We start from the raw sequence: 19,115 nt of genomic DNA, 5'->3' as shown, positions 1-19,115 counted from the left end.
TTCTGGACTGAGCGGAGCAATGCCGCGCAGCGGCGAGCGCAGGGAGGGAAGAACCGGGTAACAGGGCCACGACCCCGCCGCAGCGAAGCGGAGGCAGAAGATACAAGCGAAGCGGAGGCAGAAGATACAGCAGAATGGTCACCAGAAGTTAGGACAGGCTGACCAGTAGTAACCTGTACGCGCCGGGATACTGTTTCGCGGGGCGGACTATCCCGCATGTGAGGACAGACTAGGAGAACGGCAGTGCCGTACATCATCGCTGAACCGTGCGTTGACGTGAAGGATAAGGCGTGCATCGAGGAGTGCCCCGTAGATTGCATCTACGAGGGCGGGCGCATGCTCTACATCCAACCGGACGAGTGCGTGGACTGTGGTGCATGTGAACCGGTGTGCCCGGTAGAAGCCATCTTCTACGAGGACGACACTCCGGATCAGTGGAGCGGTTACATCAGCGCCAATGTCGAGTGGTTCGACGATCTGGGTTCGCCGGGTGGCGCGACCAAGGTCGGCAAGGTGGACTTCGACGTGCCGTTCATCGCGGCGCTACCCCCGATGGCCGCGGAGTAGGTCTTGGTCGCGCGTGGCCGGGTGAGTTCGCTACTACCCGATTTCCCTTGGGACACCATCACTTCCGTGAAGGCGAAGGCCGCTTCGCATCCGGGCGGCCTGGTGGATCTTTCCGTGGGCACACCGGTCGATCCGGTGGACCCGCTGATCCAGCAGGCCCTGGCCGCGGTCGCGGGGGTGCCCGGCTATCCGACCACACACGGCACACCCGAACTGCGCGAAGCTGTTGTCGCAGCACTGAAGCGGCGGTTCGGGATCACCGGCGTGGCGCCGGAGGCGGTGCTCCCGGTGATCGGCACCAAGGAGCTGATCGCCGGACTGCCGCGCACGCTGGGGCTGGGCTCCGGCGATCTGGTCGTGATTCCCGAGGTGGCCTATCCGACCTACGAGGTGGGCGGCCTGCTGGCGGGCACTCGAATTCTGCGCGCGGACAGCGTGACCCAGGTGGGTCCGGAGCGGCCGGCGCTGATCTTCCTGAACTCGCCGTCCAATCCGACCGGCAAGGTGCTCGGCGTCGAACATCTGCGCAAGGTGGTCGAATTCGCGCGCGAGCGGGGCGCCGTCCTGGCCTCCGACGAGTGCTACCTGGGCCTGGCCTGGGAGGGCCGCGCGGTCTCGATCCTCGATCCCGAGGTGTGCGACGGCGACCACACCGGACTGCTCGCCATCCACTCGCTGTCCAAGACCTCCAATCTGGCCAGCTACCGCGCGGGTTTCGTCACCGGTGATCCGGCGCTGATCGCGGAACTGCTCGAGGTGCGCAAGCACTCGGGCATGATGCTGCCCTTCCCGATCCAGTCCGCCATGACCGCGGCGCTCGGTGACGATACGCACGAGGCGCAGCAGCGCGAGCGCTACCGTGCCCGCCGCGAGCTGCTGCGAAAGGCCTTGCTGGAGGCCGGGTTCCGGATCGATGACTCGGAGGCCGGACTGTACCTCTGGTCGACCCGTGACGAGCCCTGCCGCACCACGCTGGACTGGCTGGCCGAACGCGGCATTCTGGCCGCGCCCGGCGAGTTCTACGGCCCGCGTGGCGCACAGCATGTGCGGATTGCGCTGACCGCCACCGACGAACGCATCGCCGCGGCGGTTGAACGCCTGACCAGCTGATTTACTCTTGCCCACCGGGTCGTGCTAACGTCTACCGCGTTGCAAGGCCCGGTGGTTTTGCTTCGACATCAAGCATGGCCCTGTAGCGCAGTTGGTTAGCGCGCCGCCCTGTCACGGCGGAGGTCGCGGGTTCGAGTCCCGTCAGGGTCGCAGCTGTTCCACCTCTCCGGAACTTTTGCGCACGGCCTTGGAGCCGTTTCCCGTTGGGCACGCGTGCCTGCGGTTGAGAGCCGAAACCATTGTGAACGTACCCGGTGAGTTACCCGGACCTCGCGAAATCAGTTGTCGCCTTGTAGAACCCCGGTTTTGCGTTCGCTGATGTGTTGCGCGACACGCTTTGTCGACTCGCCGATCGAAGTGTTCAGTTTTGCTCAAAAGTGACACACAGGTACTTCACAGTTCGTATAACAGGTTCCCACCTAGGTCTCGATGAGGAGCCGATCCATGCGCGGATTTGTCTATGAAAACGCTGGTAGCAGCCAGTTCGGCAGTAATGTCAGCCGTCGGGGTTTTCTAGCTGCAACGGGTGTCATTTTGGGCGCCGCGGTACTCGCCACGAAGGCCCCGGCGCAGGCGCTGCCGACCAAGCAGCTGTCCGATGGGGACAAAGTTCCGGTGCTGGTCATCGGTTCGGGCTATGGCGGAGCGGTTGCTGCGCTGCGGCTGGCCCAGGCGGGGGTCGATGTCGCGATTGTGGAGAAGGGCATGTCGTGGTCGCAGGCCGGCTCCGACGGAAAAGTCTTCTGCAACATGCTCAATCCCGACGGCCGGTCGTTCTGGCTGCGTACCGAGACCGATCAGCCGGTCAATCACTTCATGGGCGCGCCCTACAACAAGTCCATCAGCAGCTACACCGGCGTGCTGGATTCCGAGCAGTTCAGCGGGATTCGGGTCTACCAGGGCCGCGGCGTCGGCGGCGGCTCGCTGGTCAACGGCGGCATGGCGGTGACGCCGAAGCAGGAGAACTTCGCGAGCATTCTGCCGTCGGTGGACGCGGGCGAGATGTACGGCACCTACTACCCGCGCGCCAATACCGCGCTCGGGGTCAATCAGATCGACCAGAGCTGGTTCGAGACCGCGGACTGCTATCAGTTCGCGCGGGTGGGCCGCAAACAGGCTCAGCGGTCCGGGTTTTCGTACACCTTCGTACCGAACGTCTACGACTTCAACTACATGAAGCAGGAGCAGGCGAACACCGTCACCCGGTCGGCGCTCAATGCCGAGGTCATCTACGGCAATAACTTCGGCAAGAAGTCGCTGGACAAAACCTACCTCGCCGCCGCCGTCGCCACCGGCAAGGTCGGCATCACACCGCAGCACATGGTCACCGCGGTCGCGCCGACCACGGGCGGCTACCAGGTGACCATGAAGCAGATCGATACCAGCGGCAATACCGTGGCCACCAAAAACATTGTGGCGCAGCGGGTCTTCTTCGCGGCGGGCAGTGTCGGCACCAGCAAGCTGCTGGTCACCCAGAAGGCCACGGGCAAGCTGCCCAATCTGCCGGATTCGGTCGGCACCGGCTGGGGCAACAACGGCAATGTCATGGTGGCGCGGCAGAACCAGGCCTGGGACGCGACCGGTGCGCTGCAGTCCTGTATTCCCTGTCTGGGCATCGACAACTGGGCCGACGCCGGCGGCCCGGCCTTCGCGGAGGTGTCACCGTTCCCGGCCGGGATCGAGACCTTCGCCAGCCTCTATCTGGCGATCACCAAGAATCCGAATCGCGGCACGTTCAGCTACAACTCCGGCAGCGGCGGGGTGGACCTGAACTGGCAGACGGCCTGGAATCAGCCGGGCATCGATGCGGCCAAACGCATTTTCGACAAGATCAACAGCAAGGAGGGGACGATCTACCGCACCGACCTGTTCGGCACGTACAAGACCTGGGGTGACGACTTCGCCTACCACCCGCTCGGCGGCTGCGTGATCAACCAGTCCACCGACAACTACGGGCGGCTCACCTCCTATCCGGGGTTGTACGTCATCGACGGATCGCTCATCCCGGGCATGACCACGGTGAATCCATTTGTCACCATTACGGCGCTGGCGGAGCGCAATATCGAGAAAATCATCGCGACAGATCTGAAGTAACCGCAGAAATTTCGGTGCGTCTGCACCCCAGCGGCCGTGTTGTTCGCGATAGCCTGGGATATGGACGCTGTCACGGTTGTCCCTGCCCCCGCAAACGAACCGGTGCACACCTATGCACCGGGTAGTCGAGAACGTGAACTGCTGACGGGCAGGCTCGCCGAAATCTCCGCAGGATCCGTCGACGTGCCGCTGGTGATCGGCGGCAAACATCAACCCGGTACCGGTGAACGGTCCGACATCGTCATGCCGCACCGGCATCGCCATGTCCTGGGCACGCTCACCGATACCACCCACGAGGAGGCGAGCGCGGCCGTCGAAGCCGCGAACGCCGCCGCCCCGGCCTGGCGGGCGCTGCCGTTCGACGAACGCGCGGCCGTCCTGCTCCGGGCGGCGGACCTACTGGCCGGGCCGTGGCGCGAGACCATTGCCGCCGCCACCATGCTCGGACAGTCGAAATCGGTGCAGCAGGCCGAAATCGACGCACCCTGCGAGCTGGTCGATTTCTGGCGCTTCAATGTGTCCTTCGCCCGGCAGATTCTGCAGCAGCAGCCGCACTCGTCCGCGGGTGTCTGGAATCGGATGGACTACCGGCCCCTGGAGGGGTTCGTCTACGCCATTACGCCGTTCAATTTCACCGCCATCGCGGGTAACCTGCCCACCGCGCCCGCGCTCATGGGCAATACCGTCGTCTGGAAACCCTCACCGACACAGACGCTTTCGGCGTACTACACCATGCAGCTGCTGGAGGCCGCGGGCCTGCCGCCGGGTGTGATCAATCTGGTCACCGGTGACGGCAGGAGGGTGTCGGAGGTGGCGCTGGAGGATCCGCGGCTGGCGGGCATCCACTTCACCGGGTCGACCCCGACCTTCCAGTTCCTGTGGCAGAGCGTGGCCTCGAATATCAGCCGCTACCACGGTTATCCGCGACTGGTGGGCGAGACCGGCGGCAAGGATTTCATTGTCGCGCACTCCTCCGCCGATCCGGATGCCCTGCGCACCGCCATGATTCGCGGCGCCTACGAGTATCAGGGGCAGAAGTGCTCGGCGGCCTCGCGCGCCTATATCGCTAAATCCGTATGGCAGCAGATGGGGCACGACTTCCTGACCGAGGTGGACGAGCTCAGCTACGGCGATGTGGCGGATCTGTCGAATTTCGGTGGGGCGGTGATCGATCGGCGTTCCTACGACAAGAATGTCGCGGCCATCGTGCGGGCCCGGGACAAGGGCATCGCCATTCCGGCCGGCGGCGTGTACGACGACAACGAGGGCTTTTTCGTGCGGCCCACGGTGCTGTTCAGTGATGATCCCGGTGACGAGTCCTTCGCCACCGAGTACTTCGGGCCCATCCTGTCGGTGTACGTCTACGACGACAGCAGTCCGGACGGGTACGCCGATGTGCTGGCCGCCGTGGACTCGACCTCGCCCTACGCGCTGACGGGGGCCATCTTCGCCCGCGATCGCCAGGCCGTCGAACAGGCCGCCGCCGCACTGCGATTCGCGGCGGGCAATTTCTACGTCAATGACAAGCCCACCGGTGCGGTCGTCGGGCAGCAGCCCTTCGGCGGTGCGCGCTCCTCCGGCACTGACGACAAGGCCGGGTCGTATCTCAACCTGCTGCGCTGGGTCGCACCGCGCACCGTGAAGGAAGCGTTCGTCGCGCCCACCGATTACCGCTACCCGCATATGGATACGCCGTGAATTCGGCGGCCGCTTCGAGCAGGAGGTGCCGATGAACCCGTTACGGCCGTTGATTCTCGCCGCGGCGGGTTCGCCGCGCATGAAGCGGGCGGTGACCGCGACCCCGGTCACCGCCGCAGTGGTGCGGCGGTTCGTGGCGGGGGAGACCCGCACCGAACTCGGGCCGGTGGTGCGCGCACTGCTGGCCAGCGGGCGGTCCGTCAGCGTCGACTTCCTCGGTGAGTACACCACCGAGCGGTCGATGGCGGATGCCGCTGTGGCGGAATATATTTCGCTCATCGATCAGCTGGCCGAACTGGATCGGTCGGTACCGGTGACGGCCGGTGGCCCGACCACCTCGCCGCCCGATCCGGCCGGGGCGGCATCATCCGCGCGGGCGGACGATGCGGTGCCGCGCGTCGAGGTATCGGTCAAACTCTCGGCGCTGGGGCAGTCGATCGCGGTCGACGGGCCCGCCATCGCCGCGGAGAATCTGCACAAGCTGTGCGCCAAGGCCGTCGAATCCCGGGTGTGGGTGACGGTGGACGCGGAGGATCACACCACCACCGGCGACACCCTGCAGGCGGTGCGGCAGGCGCGCGCCGAATTCCCCTGGCTGGCAGTGGCAATGCAGACCTATCTGCGCACCGCCGAGGACGACTGCCGGGACGCGGCGACCTCGGGCACGCGGGTTCGGCTGTGCAAGGGGGCCTATCAGGAACCGGAGACCGTCGCTTATCAGCGGCGGGCCGAGGTGGATTCGTCATATCTGCGCTGCCTGGACGTGCTCATGCGGGGCGGCTGGTATCCCATGGTCGCCTCGCACGATCCGGCCATGATCGAGGCCGCGCTCGCGCTCTCGGCCGAACATCGGCGCAGCCCCGGTGATTTCGAATTCCAGATGCTCTACGGGATTCGTGACGCCGAGCAGCGCCGGCTGGTCGAGGACGGGCATGCGCTGCGCGTCTACATTCCGTACGGCACCCAGTGGTACGGCTACCTGATGCGGCGGCTGGCGGAGCGTCCCGCCAATATCGGATTCTTCCTCCGGGCGCTCACCGAGCGCGGATAGGATCGGCGAATTCGCAGGAAGAGGTGGTGTGAAATGGGGGCCTGCCACATGCCCCCATTGTCGCTGGCACCGGATCTTTCGGCTCGTGAGCAGTTTTCGGCGCGGATACCTTCAGCGCCATGGACAGCGTTCCGCGTACCGCGCGTGGTCATCGCCGGCGGCGGTCCGGCAGCCCGCTCTACGGCCAACTGCTCACCGCCACGGTCGAATCCGCGGCCGAGGCCATTGCCATCCGGTGCAATCCGACCGGGGAGCCCGAGGATGAGCGCGAAATAACCTACGGCGCTCTGGATGCCCGATCCTCGCAGCTCGCACGGGAACTGATCGGCCGCGGGGTGGGTCCCGGCGATATCGTCGCGATCGGCATCCCGCGATCCATCGAATCGGTGCTCGCGGTGTGGGCGGTGGTGAAGACGGGCGCGGCCTACGTGCCCGTCGATCCGGGCTATCCGCCCGAGCGGATCGACTATCTGCTCACCGACTCCGGCGCGGTACTCGGCCTCACCCTCGCCGAATTCCGGACCGCGCTCGGAGCCGCCACCTCCTGGATCGAACTGGATGATCCGCCGGTGGCGGCGCGGATCACCGGGCATCCCGCACATCCGGTCTCCTATGCCGACCGGGTGCGCACGCTCACCGAGCAGCATCCGGCCTATGTCATCTACACCTCCGGCTCGACCGGAACACCCAAGGGCGTGGTGGTCACCCACACCGGTCTGGCCGGATTGATCACCGCCGAACGCAAGCACTACGGCATCGACGCCGCCTCCCGGGTGCTGTACGCCAGTTCGCCCAGCTTCGATTTCTCGGTGCTCATCACCCTGCTGACCTTTTCCGCCGGGGCGACGCTGGTGATCGCGCCCACCGCGGTGTTCGGCGGCGCGGACCTGGCCGAACTGCTGCGCCGGGAGGCCGTCACCCATGTGCCGATCACCCCGGGCGCGCTGGAATCGGTGGATCCGGCGGGACTGGATACGGTGACCACCGTGATCGTCGGCGGCGAGGCTTTCCCGCCGGAACTCCTGCAGCGCTGGACCGCCCCGCAGCGCTCGATCCACAACGCCTACGGGCCCACCGAGGCAACGATTCTCGTCACCAGCACCGCGGCACTGGTCCCCGGAGAGCCGATCGTCATCGGTTCCGCCGTTCCCGGGGTCGGGGCGTTCATCCTGGACCCGCGGCTGCGGCTGGTGCCGGACGGCGTGATCGGCGAGTTGTATCTGTCGGGTCCGGCGCTGGCGCAGGGGTACCACCGGCGGCCGGATCTGACGGCGGAACGATTCGTCGCCAGCCCGTTCGCCGACGGCGCGGCCGGACAGCGGTTGTATCGCACCGGGGATCTGGTGCGGCGCACCGATTCCGGGACCCTCGAGTATCTGGGCCGCGCCGATCACCAGGTGAAGATTCGCGGACTGCGGATCGAACTCGGTGAGATCGACAGCGCGCTGACGGCGCATCCGGACGTGGATTACGCGGCGACACTGGGGAGAACGCTGCCGTCGGGGGTGACCGGGCTGGTCTCCTATGTGCTGCCGCGCGCCGGAACTACCGTCGACACAGCGGAATTGGCGGCCTTCGCCGGAGCGTCGCTGCCCGACTACATGGTGCCCGCGGCCATTGTGGTGCTGGAGGAGATTCCGCTGACACCGGTCGGCAAGCTGGATCGAGATGCCCTGCCGGAACCGGTCTTCGCGGCCCGGGAGTTTCGCGCGCCGTCCACGCGTGGGGAGGTGGTGATCGCGAAGGTCTTCGAGATCCTGCTGCTGCGGAACAGACCCGATCAGCGGGTCGGCGCGGAGGACGATTTCTTCGAACTCGGCGGTAATTCGCTGCTCGCGGCGCAGGCCGCGGCGCGCATCGGCAATGAGCTGGGTCTGCGGGTGCCGGTGCATCTGCTGTTCGAGGTGTCCTCGGTGGCCGCACTCGCACAGGAACTTTCGAGGGATGCGGCACCGGCCGCCGGTCCGGCGCTGGGTTCGCTGCCACGGCCGGAACGGATTCCGCTGTCCTTCGCGCAGCAGCGCATGTGGTTCCTGAATCGGTTCGATCCCGGCAGCGCGGTGGACAATGTGCCGCTGGCGGTGCGGTTGAGCGGCGCCCTCGATGTCGAGGCATTGCGTGCGGCGGCCCGGGATCTGGTGGCGCGGCACGAGGTGCTGCGCACCATCTATCCGGAGGTCGACGGCGAGGGCTATCAGCTCGTCCTGCCGCTCGGCGATCCCCGTGCCGTACCGCACCTTTCGCTCGAGGAGGTGGACCCCGCCGCCATTGCGGCGCGTGTCGGCGAGGTGGCCGGAGCCGGATTCGATATCACCGCCACACCGCCGATTCGATTGCGGCTGCTGCGGATCGGGGCCGACGACCATGTGCTGGTCGCCGTCATCCATCACATTGCCGGTGACGGGGTGTCGATGGGGCCGCTCACCCGCGACCTGGTCACCGCCTACGCCCAGCGGGCCCGGGGTGGCGAACCGGCTTGGGAGCCGCTGGCGGTGCAGTACGCGGACTACACGGTGTGGCAGCGGGAGACCCTGGGGAGCGAGGACGATCCGGAATCGCCGCTGGCGCAGCAGATCGCCTTCTGGCGGGAGAATCTGGCGGATCTGCCCGCTGAGCTGGTGCTGCCCTTCGATCGGCCACGGCCGCCCGTCGCGTCCTACCGGGGCGGTACCTTCGGGTTCCGCATCGACGGCGAAATCTACGCGGCGACAACGGCGTTCGCCGAATCCCGCACTATGACGCTGTTCATGGTCGTGCACTGTGCGCTGGCCGTGCTGCTCGCGCGGCTGTCCGGTACCCGCGATATCGCCATCGGCACGCCGGTCGCGGGGCGCGGCGACGCCGAACTCGACGATCTGATCGGCATGTTCGTCAATACGCTGGTGCTGCGCAGCGATATCGACCCGGGTCTGGGTTTCGAGGAGCTGCTGCGGCAGGTGCGCGCGGGCGACGCCCGTGCCTTCGGGCAGACGGAGGTGCCGTTCGAGCGCCTGGTCGATCTGCTCGACCCGGTGCGTTCGCAGGCGCGCAATCCGCTGTTCCAGGTCATGCTGGCCTTCCAGAACATGGCGCCCACCCGGCTGGAACTGCCGGGGCTGAGCGTGGCGGGTGCGGATCTGCAGATTCCGTTCGCCAAGTTCGATCTGCAGTTGACCATGCAGGAAACCCATGATGAGCGCGGGGACGCCACCGGGCTGGCGGCCGAATTCTCCTATGCCCTGGATCTTTTCGACGAGCCGACCATCGCGGCATTCGCGCAGCGGTTCCAGCTGATACTGGCGGCGGTGACCGCCGATCCGGGGCTCGCGGTCGGCGATATCGATATGCTCACCGGCGGTGACCGGCAGCGGGTGCTCGGCGACTGGAATGCCACCGGCGTCGACCTGCGGGGCGTGGCGAATCTGCCGAACGGTACCGCCGCGACCCTGGTCTCGCTGTTCGAAGCGCAGGTGGCCGCCACCCCCGAGGCGACCGCGCTGATCTTCGAGCGGCAGCGGCTCACCTACCGTGAGTTGTCGGAGCGGGCCAATCGCCTGGCGCGCCGGTTGATCGCGGCGGGAGTGGGTCCGGAATCGACTGTCGCGCTGGGTATCCGGCGCTCGGCCGATCTGGTCGTGGCGATCTACGCCGCGCTCCAGGCCGGTGCGGCGTACGTGCCGCTGGACCCGGATCAGCCGCTCGATCGTAACGAGTACATTCTGGATATCGCCCGGCCGCGTCTGGTTCTGACAACCGCGGCGGACGGGTTCACCGCGGGCGGCGGTGAGATTCCGGTGCTCCGCGTCGACGAGCCCGAGGAGACGGCCCACCTCAGTGGCGCGCCCATCGCGGATCATGAACGGACGCAACCGCTGCGGGCCGGGAATACCGCGTACCTCATCTTCACCTCCGGCTCCACCGGCCGCCCCAAAGGCGTAGCGGTTTCCCATGCGGCCATCGTCAATCGCCTGCTCTGGATGCAGGCCGAATACCGGCTCACCACGAATGATGTGGTGCTGCAGAAGACTCCGGTCACCTTCGATGTGTCCGTATGGGAGTTCTTCTGGCCGCTGCAGATCGGCGCGTGCCTGGTTGTCGCCACACCCGGTGGTCACCGGGACCCGGCGTATCTCGCGCGCTTGATCGCCGAGAAGGGGATCACCACAGCACATTTCGTGCCGTCGATGCTGGCGGCGTTTGTCGCCGAGCTCGAAGGCGGCGGATCCCGGCCACAAGCACGCCGGGATGACCGGGGCGCACTGCTGGGCGGGGATGACCAAGCGGTTGTGCCGTGCGGGGATGACGAGGGGATGCTGCCACGCAGGGGCGGTGGGGGGATGGCGCTGCGGCGGGTGTTCGCCTCGGGGGAGGCATTGCCCGGCGGGACCGCGCAGAAGGTGCGGGAGTTGACCGGGGCGGCTGTGCACAACCTGTACGGGCCGACCGAGGCGGCGGTGGATGTCACCTATCACGAGGTGACCGATGCGGACGTGCAGTCGGTGCCGATCGGGCGGCCGGTGTGGAATACCCGGGTCTACGTACTGGATTCGCGTCTGCATCCGGTGGCGCCCGGAGTCGCCGGAGAACTGTACCTGGCGGGGGCGCAGCTGGCGACCGCGTATCTGGGCAGGCCGGATCTGACCTCGGATCGGTTCGTGGCCGATCCATTCGGGGACCGAGGGGCGCCCGGCGAACGCATGTATCGCACGGGTGATCTGGTCAGGTGGACAGTGGCCGGTGAGCTGGAGTACCTGGGGCGCAACGATTTCCAGGTGAAGCTGCGCGGCCTGCGCATCGAGCTCGGTGAGGTCGAGGCCGCACTGCTCGCCCAGTCGTGCGTGGCTCAGTCGGTGGCCGTGGTGCGCAAGGACATTCATATCGGCGATCAACTCGTCGGCTATGTCGTGCGCGAGTCCGGCGCCGAGGTGATAGTCAATGATCTGAAGGCAGCGTTGTCGCACGTGCTGCCCAACTATATGGTCCCGTCCTCCGTGGTGGAGCTGGATGCGTTCCCGCTCAACGCCTCCGGCAAGCTCGATCGTCAGGCCCTGCCGGCGCCGGTATACGAAGTCGCGCATTTCCGCGCACCCTCGACGCCTATCGAGGAGATCGTGGCCGGAGTCTTCGCAGACCTGCTCGGCGTCGACAGCATCGGCGCGGACGACGACTTCTTCGCTCTCGGCGGCAATTCGCTGATCGCCACTCGCGCGGTGTCCCGGATCAACGAGGCCCTCGACGGCGCTCTCACTCTGCGCGAATTATTCGATACCGCACGGGTTTCCGAACTGGCGGCCCGTATCTTGCCCGGCACGGGCACCGCCGGGCGGGCGGTTGCGCGACCGGCTCTGCTCCCGTACCCACGGACGGGTGCGGTCGCCGACCGGCCGCCACTGTCACTGGCCCAGCAGCGCATGTGGATTCTCAACCAATTCGACACCGACTCACCGGCGTACAACATCCCCATGATCATCCGGCTCACCGGCGAGCTGGATACCGGCGCGCTGAGCCGCGCCGCCGAGGACCTGCTGGCCCGGCACGAGGTGCTGCGCACCCGCTATCCCGAATCCGGACCCGGCGGCACGCCTTTCCAAGAGGTCCTGCCGGTGGCAGCGGTACTCCCCGGCGGTCTGCGGGTGGAACGCGTCGGCGCGATCAAGGTGCCGACGGCCGCAGCGACATCGCCGGGCGCGCAGGTGGAACCGCTCTCACCCGGAGCGCCGCCGGATGCGATGCGTGCTCGTATCGCCCAGCTGGTCGAAGGTGGATTCGATGTCGCCGCGGCGAGTCCCGTGCGGCTCGGACTCCTGACCGGTGACACCCCCGGTGACCACCTACTCGTCGTGGTGGCGCATCACATCGCGGCGGACGGCACCTCCATGGCCCCGCTCGCCCGCGACCTGATGACTGCCTATCTGGCGCGTTCGGGCGGAGAAACACCGGGCTGGACGCCGCTGCCGGTGCAGTACGCCGACTTCGCGATCTGGCAGCGCGGCGTTCTGGGCTCGGTCACCGATCCGGATTCCCTTGCCGCGCAACAGCTGGCGTACTGGCGCGGACAGCTTGCCGAGCTGCCCGAAACAGTGCTGCTGCCGCTCGATCGCCCTCGCCCGGCGGTGGCGTCCATGGCGGGTGCGCTGGTCGATTTCACGGTCGGCGCGGACATCCATGCCGCACTGAACCGCATTGCGCGCCGGCACAGTGCGTCACTGTTCATGGTGGTGCATGCCGCGGTCGCGGTGCTGCTGGCTCGTACCTCGGGCGGGTCCGACGTGGTGATCGGCACGCCGATCGCCGGTCGGGGGGAGCGGGCGCTCGACGATCTGGTCGGCATGTTCGTCAATACGCTGATTCTGCGCACCACCGTGGACGACTCGGCCTCCTTCGACGATCTGATCGAATCTGCCCGCAATACCGACCTTTCCGCCTTCGCGCATGCCGATGTGCCGTTCGAAGTGGTCGCCGATCTCGCCGGACGCACCGCGGCGAATCCGCTACTGCAGGTCGTGCTGGCTCTGCAGAACACCGAAACCGCCGTCTTGGAACTGCCGGGCCTGACCGTCGCGGCCTGGGATACGGAGCTGGCGGCGGCGAAGTTCGATCTGCAGATCGGGGTCGAACCGCTGCGCACGGCGGACGGGACCCCGGGCGAGCTGTCCGTGGTGTTCTCCTATGCCACAGATCTTTTCGATCGGGACACCATTGTCGCGCTGGGTGATCGCCTGAACCGCATACTCACCGCCGTCGCCTCCGGCCCGCATCTGCCGGTGGGCGATATCGGCCTCCCGGAGCCGACCGAATACCCACGCGCCCAGACGAATACGGAGGTCCTGCTGCTCCGGGCGGGTGCGCGGGGCGCCGAACTGCCGCAATCCCTCCTGGCCGTGGTCGAGGACGATCCGGACGACCCGGCCGTCGTCTGGGCGGCGGGTGCGCTGTCCTATGCCGAACTCGACTCGCGCTCTTCGCGATTGGCGCGGGCGCTGATCGAGCGCGGCAGCGGCCCCGGGTCCGGCGTCGCGGTGCGCCTCGACCGGGGAGTCGAGCTGGCCGTGGCCTCCTGGGCCGTGCTCAAGACCGGTGCGGTGCTGGTCCCGCTGCGGTCCGTCGACTCGCTGCCGCCGGCCGGACTGGAGGTGAAGGTCGGCCTCACCCTCGGCGCAGTGGTCTCGGCGCCGGGCGTCGACTGGCTGTGCCTGGACGATGCGGCGATCGTCGCCGAGGTCTCGGCCCAGTCCGCTCGCCCGGTGACCTATGCGCATCGAAAAGCGGTACTGCGCGGCGGCGATACGGCATTCGCCACCGCGGGCGCCCGCGCGGTGACCTATGACGAGTTGGCCGCCATGGCCGATCGAGTGCGGTCGGAAGCCGAGCTGACCTTCGAATCCCGCACCTACCACCTGGGCCGCACCGACGGCCCGCTCGCGGTGCTCGAACTGGTGGCCGCCGGTATGGCCGGAGCGTCGATAGTGTTGCCCGGCAACGATATCGGCCTCGAGGTCGCACTGGCCGAGGAGTGGGTCACGCATCTGCTGGCCGAATCCGCACGGCTCGCCGAGCTGGATCCCGGTGCGCTGCCGGACCTGCGGGCCGTCATCGCCGACGCCGGAACGGTACCGGAGCCCTGGGGATCGACGCCGCTGGTCGCGCTGCCCGGCCTGGCGAGCTGACGTCCTAGACCAGCGGCCGTCCGAAGCGGCGGCGCAGGCGCATATCCGCGAGATAGAAGTTGTACGGGAAGATCCGGATCACGCGCGGCATACGGGTCCAGACCGCGGAGATCAGCCGCAGCAGGCCCGCGAAGAAGCGTTCGTCACGCGCCGACCAGGTCATCCCCATCTCCTCCCGGAGGTGCTGGGGGAGTAGGGCGGTCACGATGAAGCGGTGCAGTCCGCCGAACAGGAACTGCAGCGGATACGCCAGCATCTTCAGATCCGTGAGGGCATTGAAGTACGCCCGGGTCGGCTCGTCGATATGACGGGTGGCGAGGGTTTCCTCCCAGTACGCGTAGAACGCGTCGCGGGTGGGCGGCCACATCTCCTCGCGCATCTGCAAGGTGGTGCCCAGGCGCGCGCCGTACCGGTAGAAGGCTTCTGCCACTTCGGGTTCCATCGGACCGCGCATGCGGTGGTAGAGATCGTCGATGCCCCAGTACAGGCAGGCCGCCACCCACAGCTGCAGCTTCGGATCGAAGGCGTTGTACTTCACCGGGCTGGTGGGCTTGGTGTGCACGGTGCGGTGCGAGGTATTGACGGCCTCGCGATAGGCGGCGCGATCCTCGTCATTGCCGATCATGGCGACCGCGATGTAGGTGAGGGTGGTGCGCAGCCGTTTGATCGGGCGCACCATGACGCTGCCGCTGCGGACATCGCTCTCCATGACGCCGTAGCCGACGGGCTTCAGGGACAGCTGCATGATGACATTGGCCGCGCCGCCGAGGAAGGCGGCGACACCGTCGATATGTTCGCGGACGGTTTCCGGAGTGAGTGGTTCCGGCAGGCCGGAGGCATCATCGAAAGACTTGCGCAGGGGGGCGGTCATCGTTGACTCGATCCTCGTCGTCATTCCTCACCAAAGAGGAGAGTGTGAGAAACTCTTTCCCTCACCTTCTCATCGGGGTGCCGTACTGTCAATGTGCGATGATTGGTGCCTCATCGTATCTTCGCGACTCGAAAGGGGCCGGACCATGGCCAAGCTGGCCAAACTCCTGCCGCTCGTGCGCGGATCCGGTCCGGAGGACCGCAATCAGGCCAAGGTGCTCGATGCCGCATTGGTGGCCTTCCTGGACTTCGGAATCAAACGCACCAGCATGGTCGAGGTCGCCCGCCGCGGCGGCCTGTCTCTCGCCACACTCTATCGGCGATTCGCCGGCAAATCCGATCTGATCCAGGCCGTCGGGCTGCGGCAGGCCCGGCAGTTCATCGCCGATGTGGACGCCGCGGTGCATACGCAGATCGTGCGGGACGCCAGCGCCCAGGAGCAGATCGTCGCCCTGTTCATCGCCTGCATCGAGGGACTGCGCGGCAATGTCCTGCTGGAGCGCCTGCTCAAGACCGAGCCGGAGATGGTGCTGCCCTATCTCACCGTGCAGGGTGCGGCCGTCATCGAACTCGGCCGCGATTATGTCGCCGAATTCATTACGCGCCTGCAATCGGAAGGCAAACTCCCCGAATATGATCCACTGCCGCTTGCGGAAATGATTGCGCGCAGCGCTCTCTCGCTGGCACTGACGCCGCAGACGGTCATTCCGCTCGATGACGAAGCGGCATTGCGCCGATTCGCCATCGACCATGTGGTTCCGGGATTCCGGATCTACTGACGCGCAACGCCTTCAGATGAACGGCGGGTCATACCAGGGGGCGGCCCAGTCGCCGGCGCAGGCGCATATCCAGCAGATAGACATTGAGCGGGAAGCTGCGAACCGGGGTCGGCACCACCGCCTCGGCCGCGCCGAGGGCGCGCAGCGTGCGGGCCAGCAGCCAATCCTGACGCGGTGACCAGGTCATCCCCATTTCGTCCCGGAGATGTTGCGGCAGTAGGCCGGTGACGAAGAAGCGGTGGATGCCGCCGAAGGCCAGCTGCACCGGCGCGGGCATCATCTTCAGATCGATGAGGTCCTCGAAATAGGCGCGAATCTTCGGATCGATGACCGTGACGGCCAGATTCTCGGTCCAGTAGCGGTCGAACGCGGGACGATCGGCGGGCCACATCTCCGGGCGCATCTGCAGTGTGGTGCCCAGGCGGGCGGAGTACTGATAGAAGGCATCGGCGTCGGCCGGATTCATCTCGCCGTGCATGCGCTCGTAGAGATCCCTGGCGCCCCAGTAGAGGCAGGCCGCGACCCAGAGCTGCAGCCGGGGATCGAAAGCGTTGTACTTCACCGGATTTCCGGGGCGGGACCGCACCTGCCGGTGCGAGGTGTCGACCGCCGCGCGGTAGGCCTCGCGATCGGAATCGGTGCCGAGCAGCGCCACGGCCAGATAGGTGACGGTGGTGCGCAGGCGTTTGATCGGGTGGATCATGACATTCCCGCTCTCCACCGGGCTCTCGACCACGCCGTAGCCGACGGGCCGGAGGGAGAGCTGCATGATCACATTCGCCGCCCCGCCGAGCAGGCCGACGGCGCCGTCGAGGAACTGCCGGATATCGATGGGTGGTTCGGCGGTCGGGGGCGTATGCGGCAGAGCGCTGAGCGGCCTGGTCATCGTTGACCACATCCTCGGGTGAGAAGGTTATGCACAAACTTTCTTACCCACTCGGCTTACCTGTCAACCGACTTGGCGGGTTCGCACCCTATTCGTGTCCCGGTCGCGGCCATTGCCGGAACCGCCATCCCCCGGAGAACAGCGAAGCGGCCCGGAGAGAGTTCCGGGCCGCTTCGTGTTTCGGATGTCGCCCCGGTCCGTATCCGAGAGGGGCGACACCGGTCTGGGGGTTACGCGCCCGGGAGCTTGCCCGGCTGGCCGGAGCCGCTCGACAGCAGCTTCGCCAGCAGGGTGGAGAAGTTGGCGCCGCCGTTGGCCGAACCGGAGTTGTCGGCGGCGATGGGGGCCTCGTCGGCGGTGGGGAGAGCCTTCGGCTGGCCCGAGCCCGAGTTCAGGAGGGTGGTGAGCAGGCTGCCGAAGTTCGAGGAACCGGCGGCCGAACCCGAGTTGTCGGCGGCGACGGCGCCCGGGAGCTTGCCCGGCTGGCCCGAACCGGAGGACAGCAGCTTGGTGAGCAGGGTGCTGAAGTTCGAGGAACCGGTGGCGGATCCGGTGTTGTCGGCGGCGACGTCACTCGCGGGGGTCACGGCGACGGTGTCGGCGAGGGCCGAACCCGCACCGGCGAAAACGATACCGGCGGCCGCGACGGCCACACCGAATGCACGAAGCTTGCTCATTGATGCTCTTCTTCCGTAAAAGCTTTGATCGCCACGTTTTATGACGTCGACTGGTTGTCTATCACACGAGATTTGCTGGCAGCGTCCCTCGAATGAACGGGACGCAAACGGGCAGTTACCAACACCTCGACTAACGTGTGATCTTGATTGTGCGGTGCCCGAATACCCGGGGGAAGATTTGCGATCTGGATGATTCGATCGCCGCACCCGGAGCGGAAATCGGTGTCCGGCCAGCAATTCGGTAGCGTGAGCACCGTGTCGTACAGGTCGCCGCTTTTGCTGAGCTCGTTGAATCCGGCCGCCGTGGCCGCCGGAGCCGATATTCCGGACGCCGTCACCATCGACGGCGTGACGCTGTCGCGCAGCGATCTGCTGGGCGGGGCCACCTCGGTCGCCGAGCGGGTCGCCCGGGCCGATCGGGTGGCGGTGCTGGCCCGGCCGACCGTGAGCACGGTGCTCGCGGTGGTGGGCTGCCTGATCGCGGGCGTCACCGTGGTGCCGGTGCCGCCGGATGCGGGCAGTGCGGAACTCGCGCACATCCTGCGGGATTCGGGTGCGCAGGCCTGGCTGGGCGAGGCCCCGGCGGGCAGCGACCTGCCCGTGGTGCCGGTGCGCACGCATGCGCGGTCCTGGCACACCTATGCCGAACCGCCGCCCGAGGCAACGGCTTTCATTCTCTACACCTCCGGGACCACCGGTGCGCCCAAGGGTGTGATGCTCAGCAGGCGCGCCATCGCCGCCGGACTCGACGCTCTCGCCGAGGCCTGGGGCTGGACGGCGAACGATGTACTGGTGCACGGACTTCCGCTGTTCCATGTGCACGGGCTCATCCTCGGCGTGCTGGGGCCGCTGCGGGTCGGCAGCCCGCTGATCCACACCGGTAAGCCCACCCCCGAGGCGTATGCCGCCGCGCCCGGCACCATGTACTTCGGTGTGCCCACCGTGTGGTCCCGCATTGCCGAAGATCCGGATGCGGCAAAGCAATTGGCGAATGCCCGCATTCTGATCTCCGGAAGCGCGCCGCTGCCGGTCCCGGTCTTCGAGCGGCTGCGTGCCCTCACCGGACATGACCCGCTCGAGCGCTACGGCATGAGCGAAACCATGATCACGCTCTCCACCCGGCCCGACGGTGAACGCCGGCCCGGCTGGGTGGGCACGACCGTCGCCGGAGTCGAGACGCGACTGGTCGACGAGGCCGGTGACCCGGTTCCGCACGACGGTGAGAGCGTCGGCGGGCTGCAGGTGCGCGGGCCCATGCTGTTCGACGGATACCTGAACAAGCCGGAGGTCACGGCCGAGAACTGGACCGGGGACGGCTGGTTCAAGACCGGTGATGTCGCGGTCATCGACGCCGGGGGTTTCCACCGCATTGTCGGGCGGGAGTCGGTGGATCTCATCAAATCCGGCGGATATCGCATCGGCGCCGGGGAGATCGAGACGTCCCTGCTGGGCCATCCGGCCGTGGCGGAGACGGCGGTCGTCGGACTGCCCGACGACGATCTCGGGCAGCGCATCGTCGCCTATGTCGTATTGCGGGACGGTGCAGGCGATTCCGTGGCCCAGCAGCTGATCGATCATGTGGGAGCGGAACTCTCGGCGCACAAGCGGCCCCGCGAGGTGCGGGTGGTGCCGTCACTGCCCCGCAATGCCATGGGCAAGGTGCAGAAGAAGCTGCTGCTCTGAGTGAACAGCGGGCGTTGCGCTTGACCTGAACCGCACTCGAGGTCCTAACGTCGC

At 67.0% G+C, this 19,115-nt stretch carries 11 protein-coding genes and 1 tRNA gene; 9 read left to right on the top strand and 3 right to left on the bottom strand.

The features are described 5' to 3' along the window. Positions 1–243 precede the first annotated feature (243 nt). The 7 genes from fdxA to OG326_RS38165 all read left to right on the top strand — a co-directional run bounded on the left by fdxA (position 244) and on the right by OG326_RS38165 (position 14,166). A complete protein-coding gene (gene fdxA, locus OG326_RS38195; protein WP_327141967.1) occupies positions 244–567 on the top strand; it encodes a ferredoxin in 324 nt (107 codons plus the stop codon). Positions 568–588: 21 nt separating this feature from the next. Then, positions 589–1,677 (top strand): succinyldiaminopimelate transaminase, encoded by a 1,089-nt coding sequence (dapC, locus tag OG326_RS38190; RefSeq protein ID WP_442791090.1) that lies wholly within the window; start codon positions 589–591, stop codon positions 1,675–1,677. A 76-nt stretch (positions 1,678–1,753) separates the two neighbouring features. Continuing rightward, positions 1,754–1,827: transfer RNA gene (locus tag OG326_RS38185), tRNA-Asp, on the top strand. A 294-nt stretch (positions 1,828–2,121) separates the two neighbouring features. Next, positions 2,122–3,771: a GMC oxidoreductase gene (locus OG326_RS38180; RefSeq protein WP_327141965.1), complete on the top strand. Its 1,650-nt coding sequence runs from the start codon at positions 2,122–2,124 to the stop codon at positions 3,769–3,771. A gap of 60 nt (positions 3,772–3,831) precedes the next feature. After that, positions 3,832–5,469, top strand: a complete 1,638-nt coding sequence (pruA, locus tag OG326_RS38175; RefSeq protein ID WP_327141964.1) for an L-glutamate gamma-semialdehyde dehydrogenase — start codon at positions 3,832–3,834, stop codon at positions 5,467–5,469. 31 nt (positions 5,470–5,500) lie between these two features. After that, entirely contained in the window at positions 5,501–6,520 is a 1,020-nt protein-coding gene (locus OG326_RS38170; protein ID WP_327141963.1) for a proline dehydrogenase family protein, read from the top strand. A 119-nt stretch (positions 6,521–6,639) separates the two neighbouring features. Then, positions 6,640–14,166, top strand: coding sequence for a non-ribosomal peptide synthetase (locus OG326_RS38165; protein WP_327141962.1), 7,527 nt, complete (start codon positions 6,640–6,642; stop codon positions 14,164–14,166). Positions 14,167–14,170: 4 nt separating this feature from the next. Here the strand turns inward: OG326_RS38165 and OG326_RS38160 are convergent, their stop codons facing one another. Then, positions 14,171–15,037, bottom strand: a complete 867-nt coding sequence (locus OG326_RS38160) for an oxygenase MpaB family protein (RefSeq protein ID WP_327141961.1) — start codon at positions 15,035–15,037, stop codon at positions 14,171–14,173. Positions 15,038–15,182: 145 nt separating this feature from the next. Between OG326_RS38160 and OG326_RS38155 the strand changes: the two genes are divergently transcribed. Then, entirely contained in the window at positions 15,183–15,815 is a 633-nt protein-coding gene (locus tag OG326_RS38155) for a TetR/AcrR family transcriptional regulator (RefSeq protein WP_327141960.1), read from the top strand. A gap of 28 nt (positions 15,816–15,843) precedes the next feature. On the opposite strand, the gene OG326_RS38150 is transcribed toward OG326_RS38155, so the two are convergent. After that, on the bottom strand, positions 15,844–16,701 hold the full coding sequence (locus OG326_RS38150) for an oxygenase MpaB family protein (protein ID WP_327141959.1): 858 nt from the start codon (positions 16,699–16,701) through the stop codon (positions 15,844–15,846). Between the two features lie 230 nt (positions 16,702–16,931). Further along, complete coding sequence (locus OG326_RS38145) at positions 16,932–17,378, bottom strand: hypothetical protein (protein ID WP_327141958.1); 447 nt, start codon at positions 17,376–17,378, stop codon at positions 16,932–16,934. Between the two features lie 255 nt (positions 17,379–17,633). On the opposite strand from OG326_RS38145, the gene OG326_RS38140 reads away from it, so the two are divergent. Then, complete coding sequence (locus OG326_RS38140; protein ID WP_327141957.1) at positions 17,634–19,061, top strand: acyl-CoA synthetase; 1,428 nt, start codon at positions 17,634–17,636, stop codon at positions 19,059–19,061. Positions 19,062–19,115 lie beyond the last annotated feature (54 nt).

This window comes from Nocardia sp. NBC_01327 (genome assembly GCF_035958815.1).
Classification (GTDB): domain Bacteria; phylum Actinomycetota; class Actinomycetes; order Mycobacteriales; family Mycobacteriaceae; genus Nocardia.
This window is presented reverse-complemented; position numbering and strand designations above follow the sequence as displayed.

Coding starts and splice junctions, on each gene's coding strand:
- OG326_RS38145 (WP_327141958.1), bottom strand. CDS start 17,378: ATGAGCAAGCTTCGTGCATTCGGTGTGGCCGTCGCGGCCGCCGGTATC.
- OG326_RS38180 (WP_327141965.1), top strand. CDS start 2,122: ATGCGCGGATTTGTCTATGAAAACGCTGGTAGCAGCCAGTTCGGCAGT.
- OG326_RS38170 (WP_327141963.1), top strand. CDS start 5,501: ATGAACCCGTTACGGCCGTTGATTCTCGCCGCGGCGGGTTCGCCGCGC.
- OG326_RS38165 (WP_327141962.1), top strand. CDS start 6,640: ATGGACAGCGTTCCGCGTACCGCGCGTGGTCATCGCCGGCGGCGGTCC.
- OG326_RS38155 (WP_327141960.1), top strand. CDS start 15,183: ATGGCCAAGCTGGCCAAACTCCTGCCGCTCGTGCGCGGATCCGGTCCG.
- OG326_RS38160 (WP_327141961.1), bottom strand. CDS start 15,037: ATGACCGCCCCCCTGCGCAAGTCTTTCGATGATGCCTCCGGCCTGCCG.
- pruA (WP_327141964.1), top strand. CDS start 3,832: ATGGACGCTGTCACGGTTGTCCCTGCCCCCGCAAACGAACCGGTGCAC.
- OG326_RS38150 (WP_327141959.1), bottom strand. CDS start 16,701: ATGACCAGGCCGCTCAGCGCTCTGCCGCATACGCCCCCGACCGCCGAA.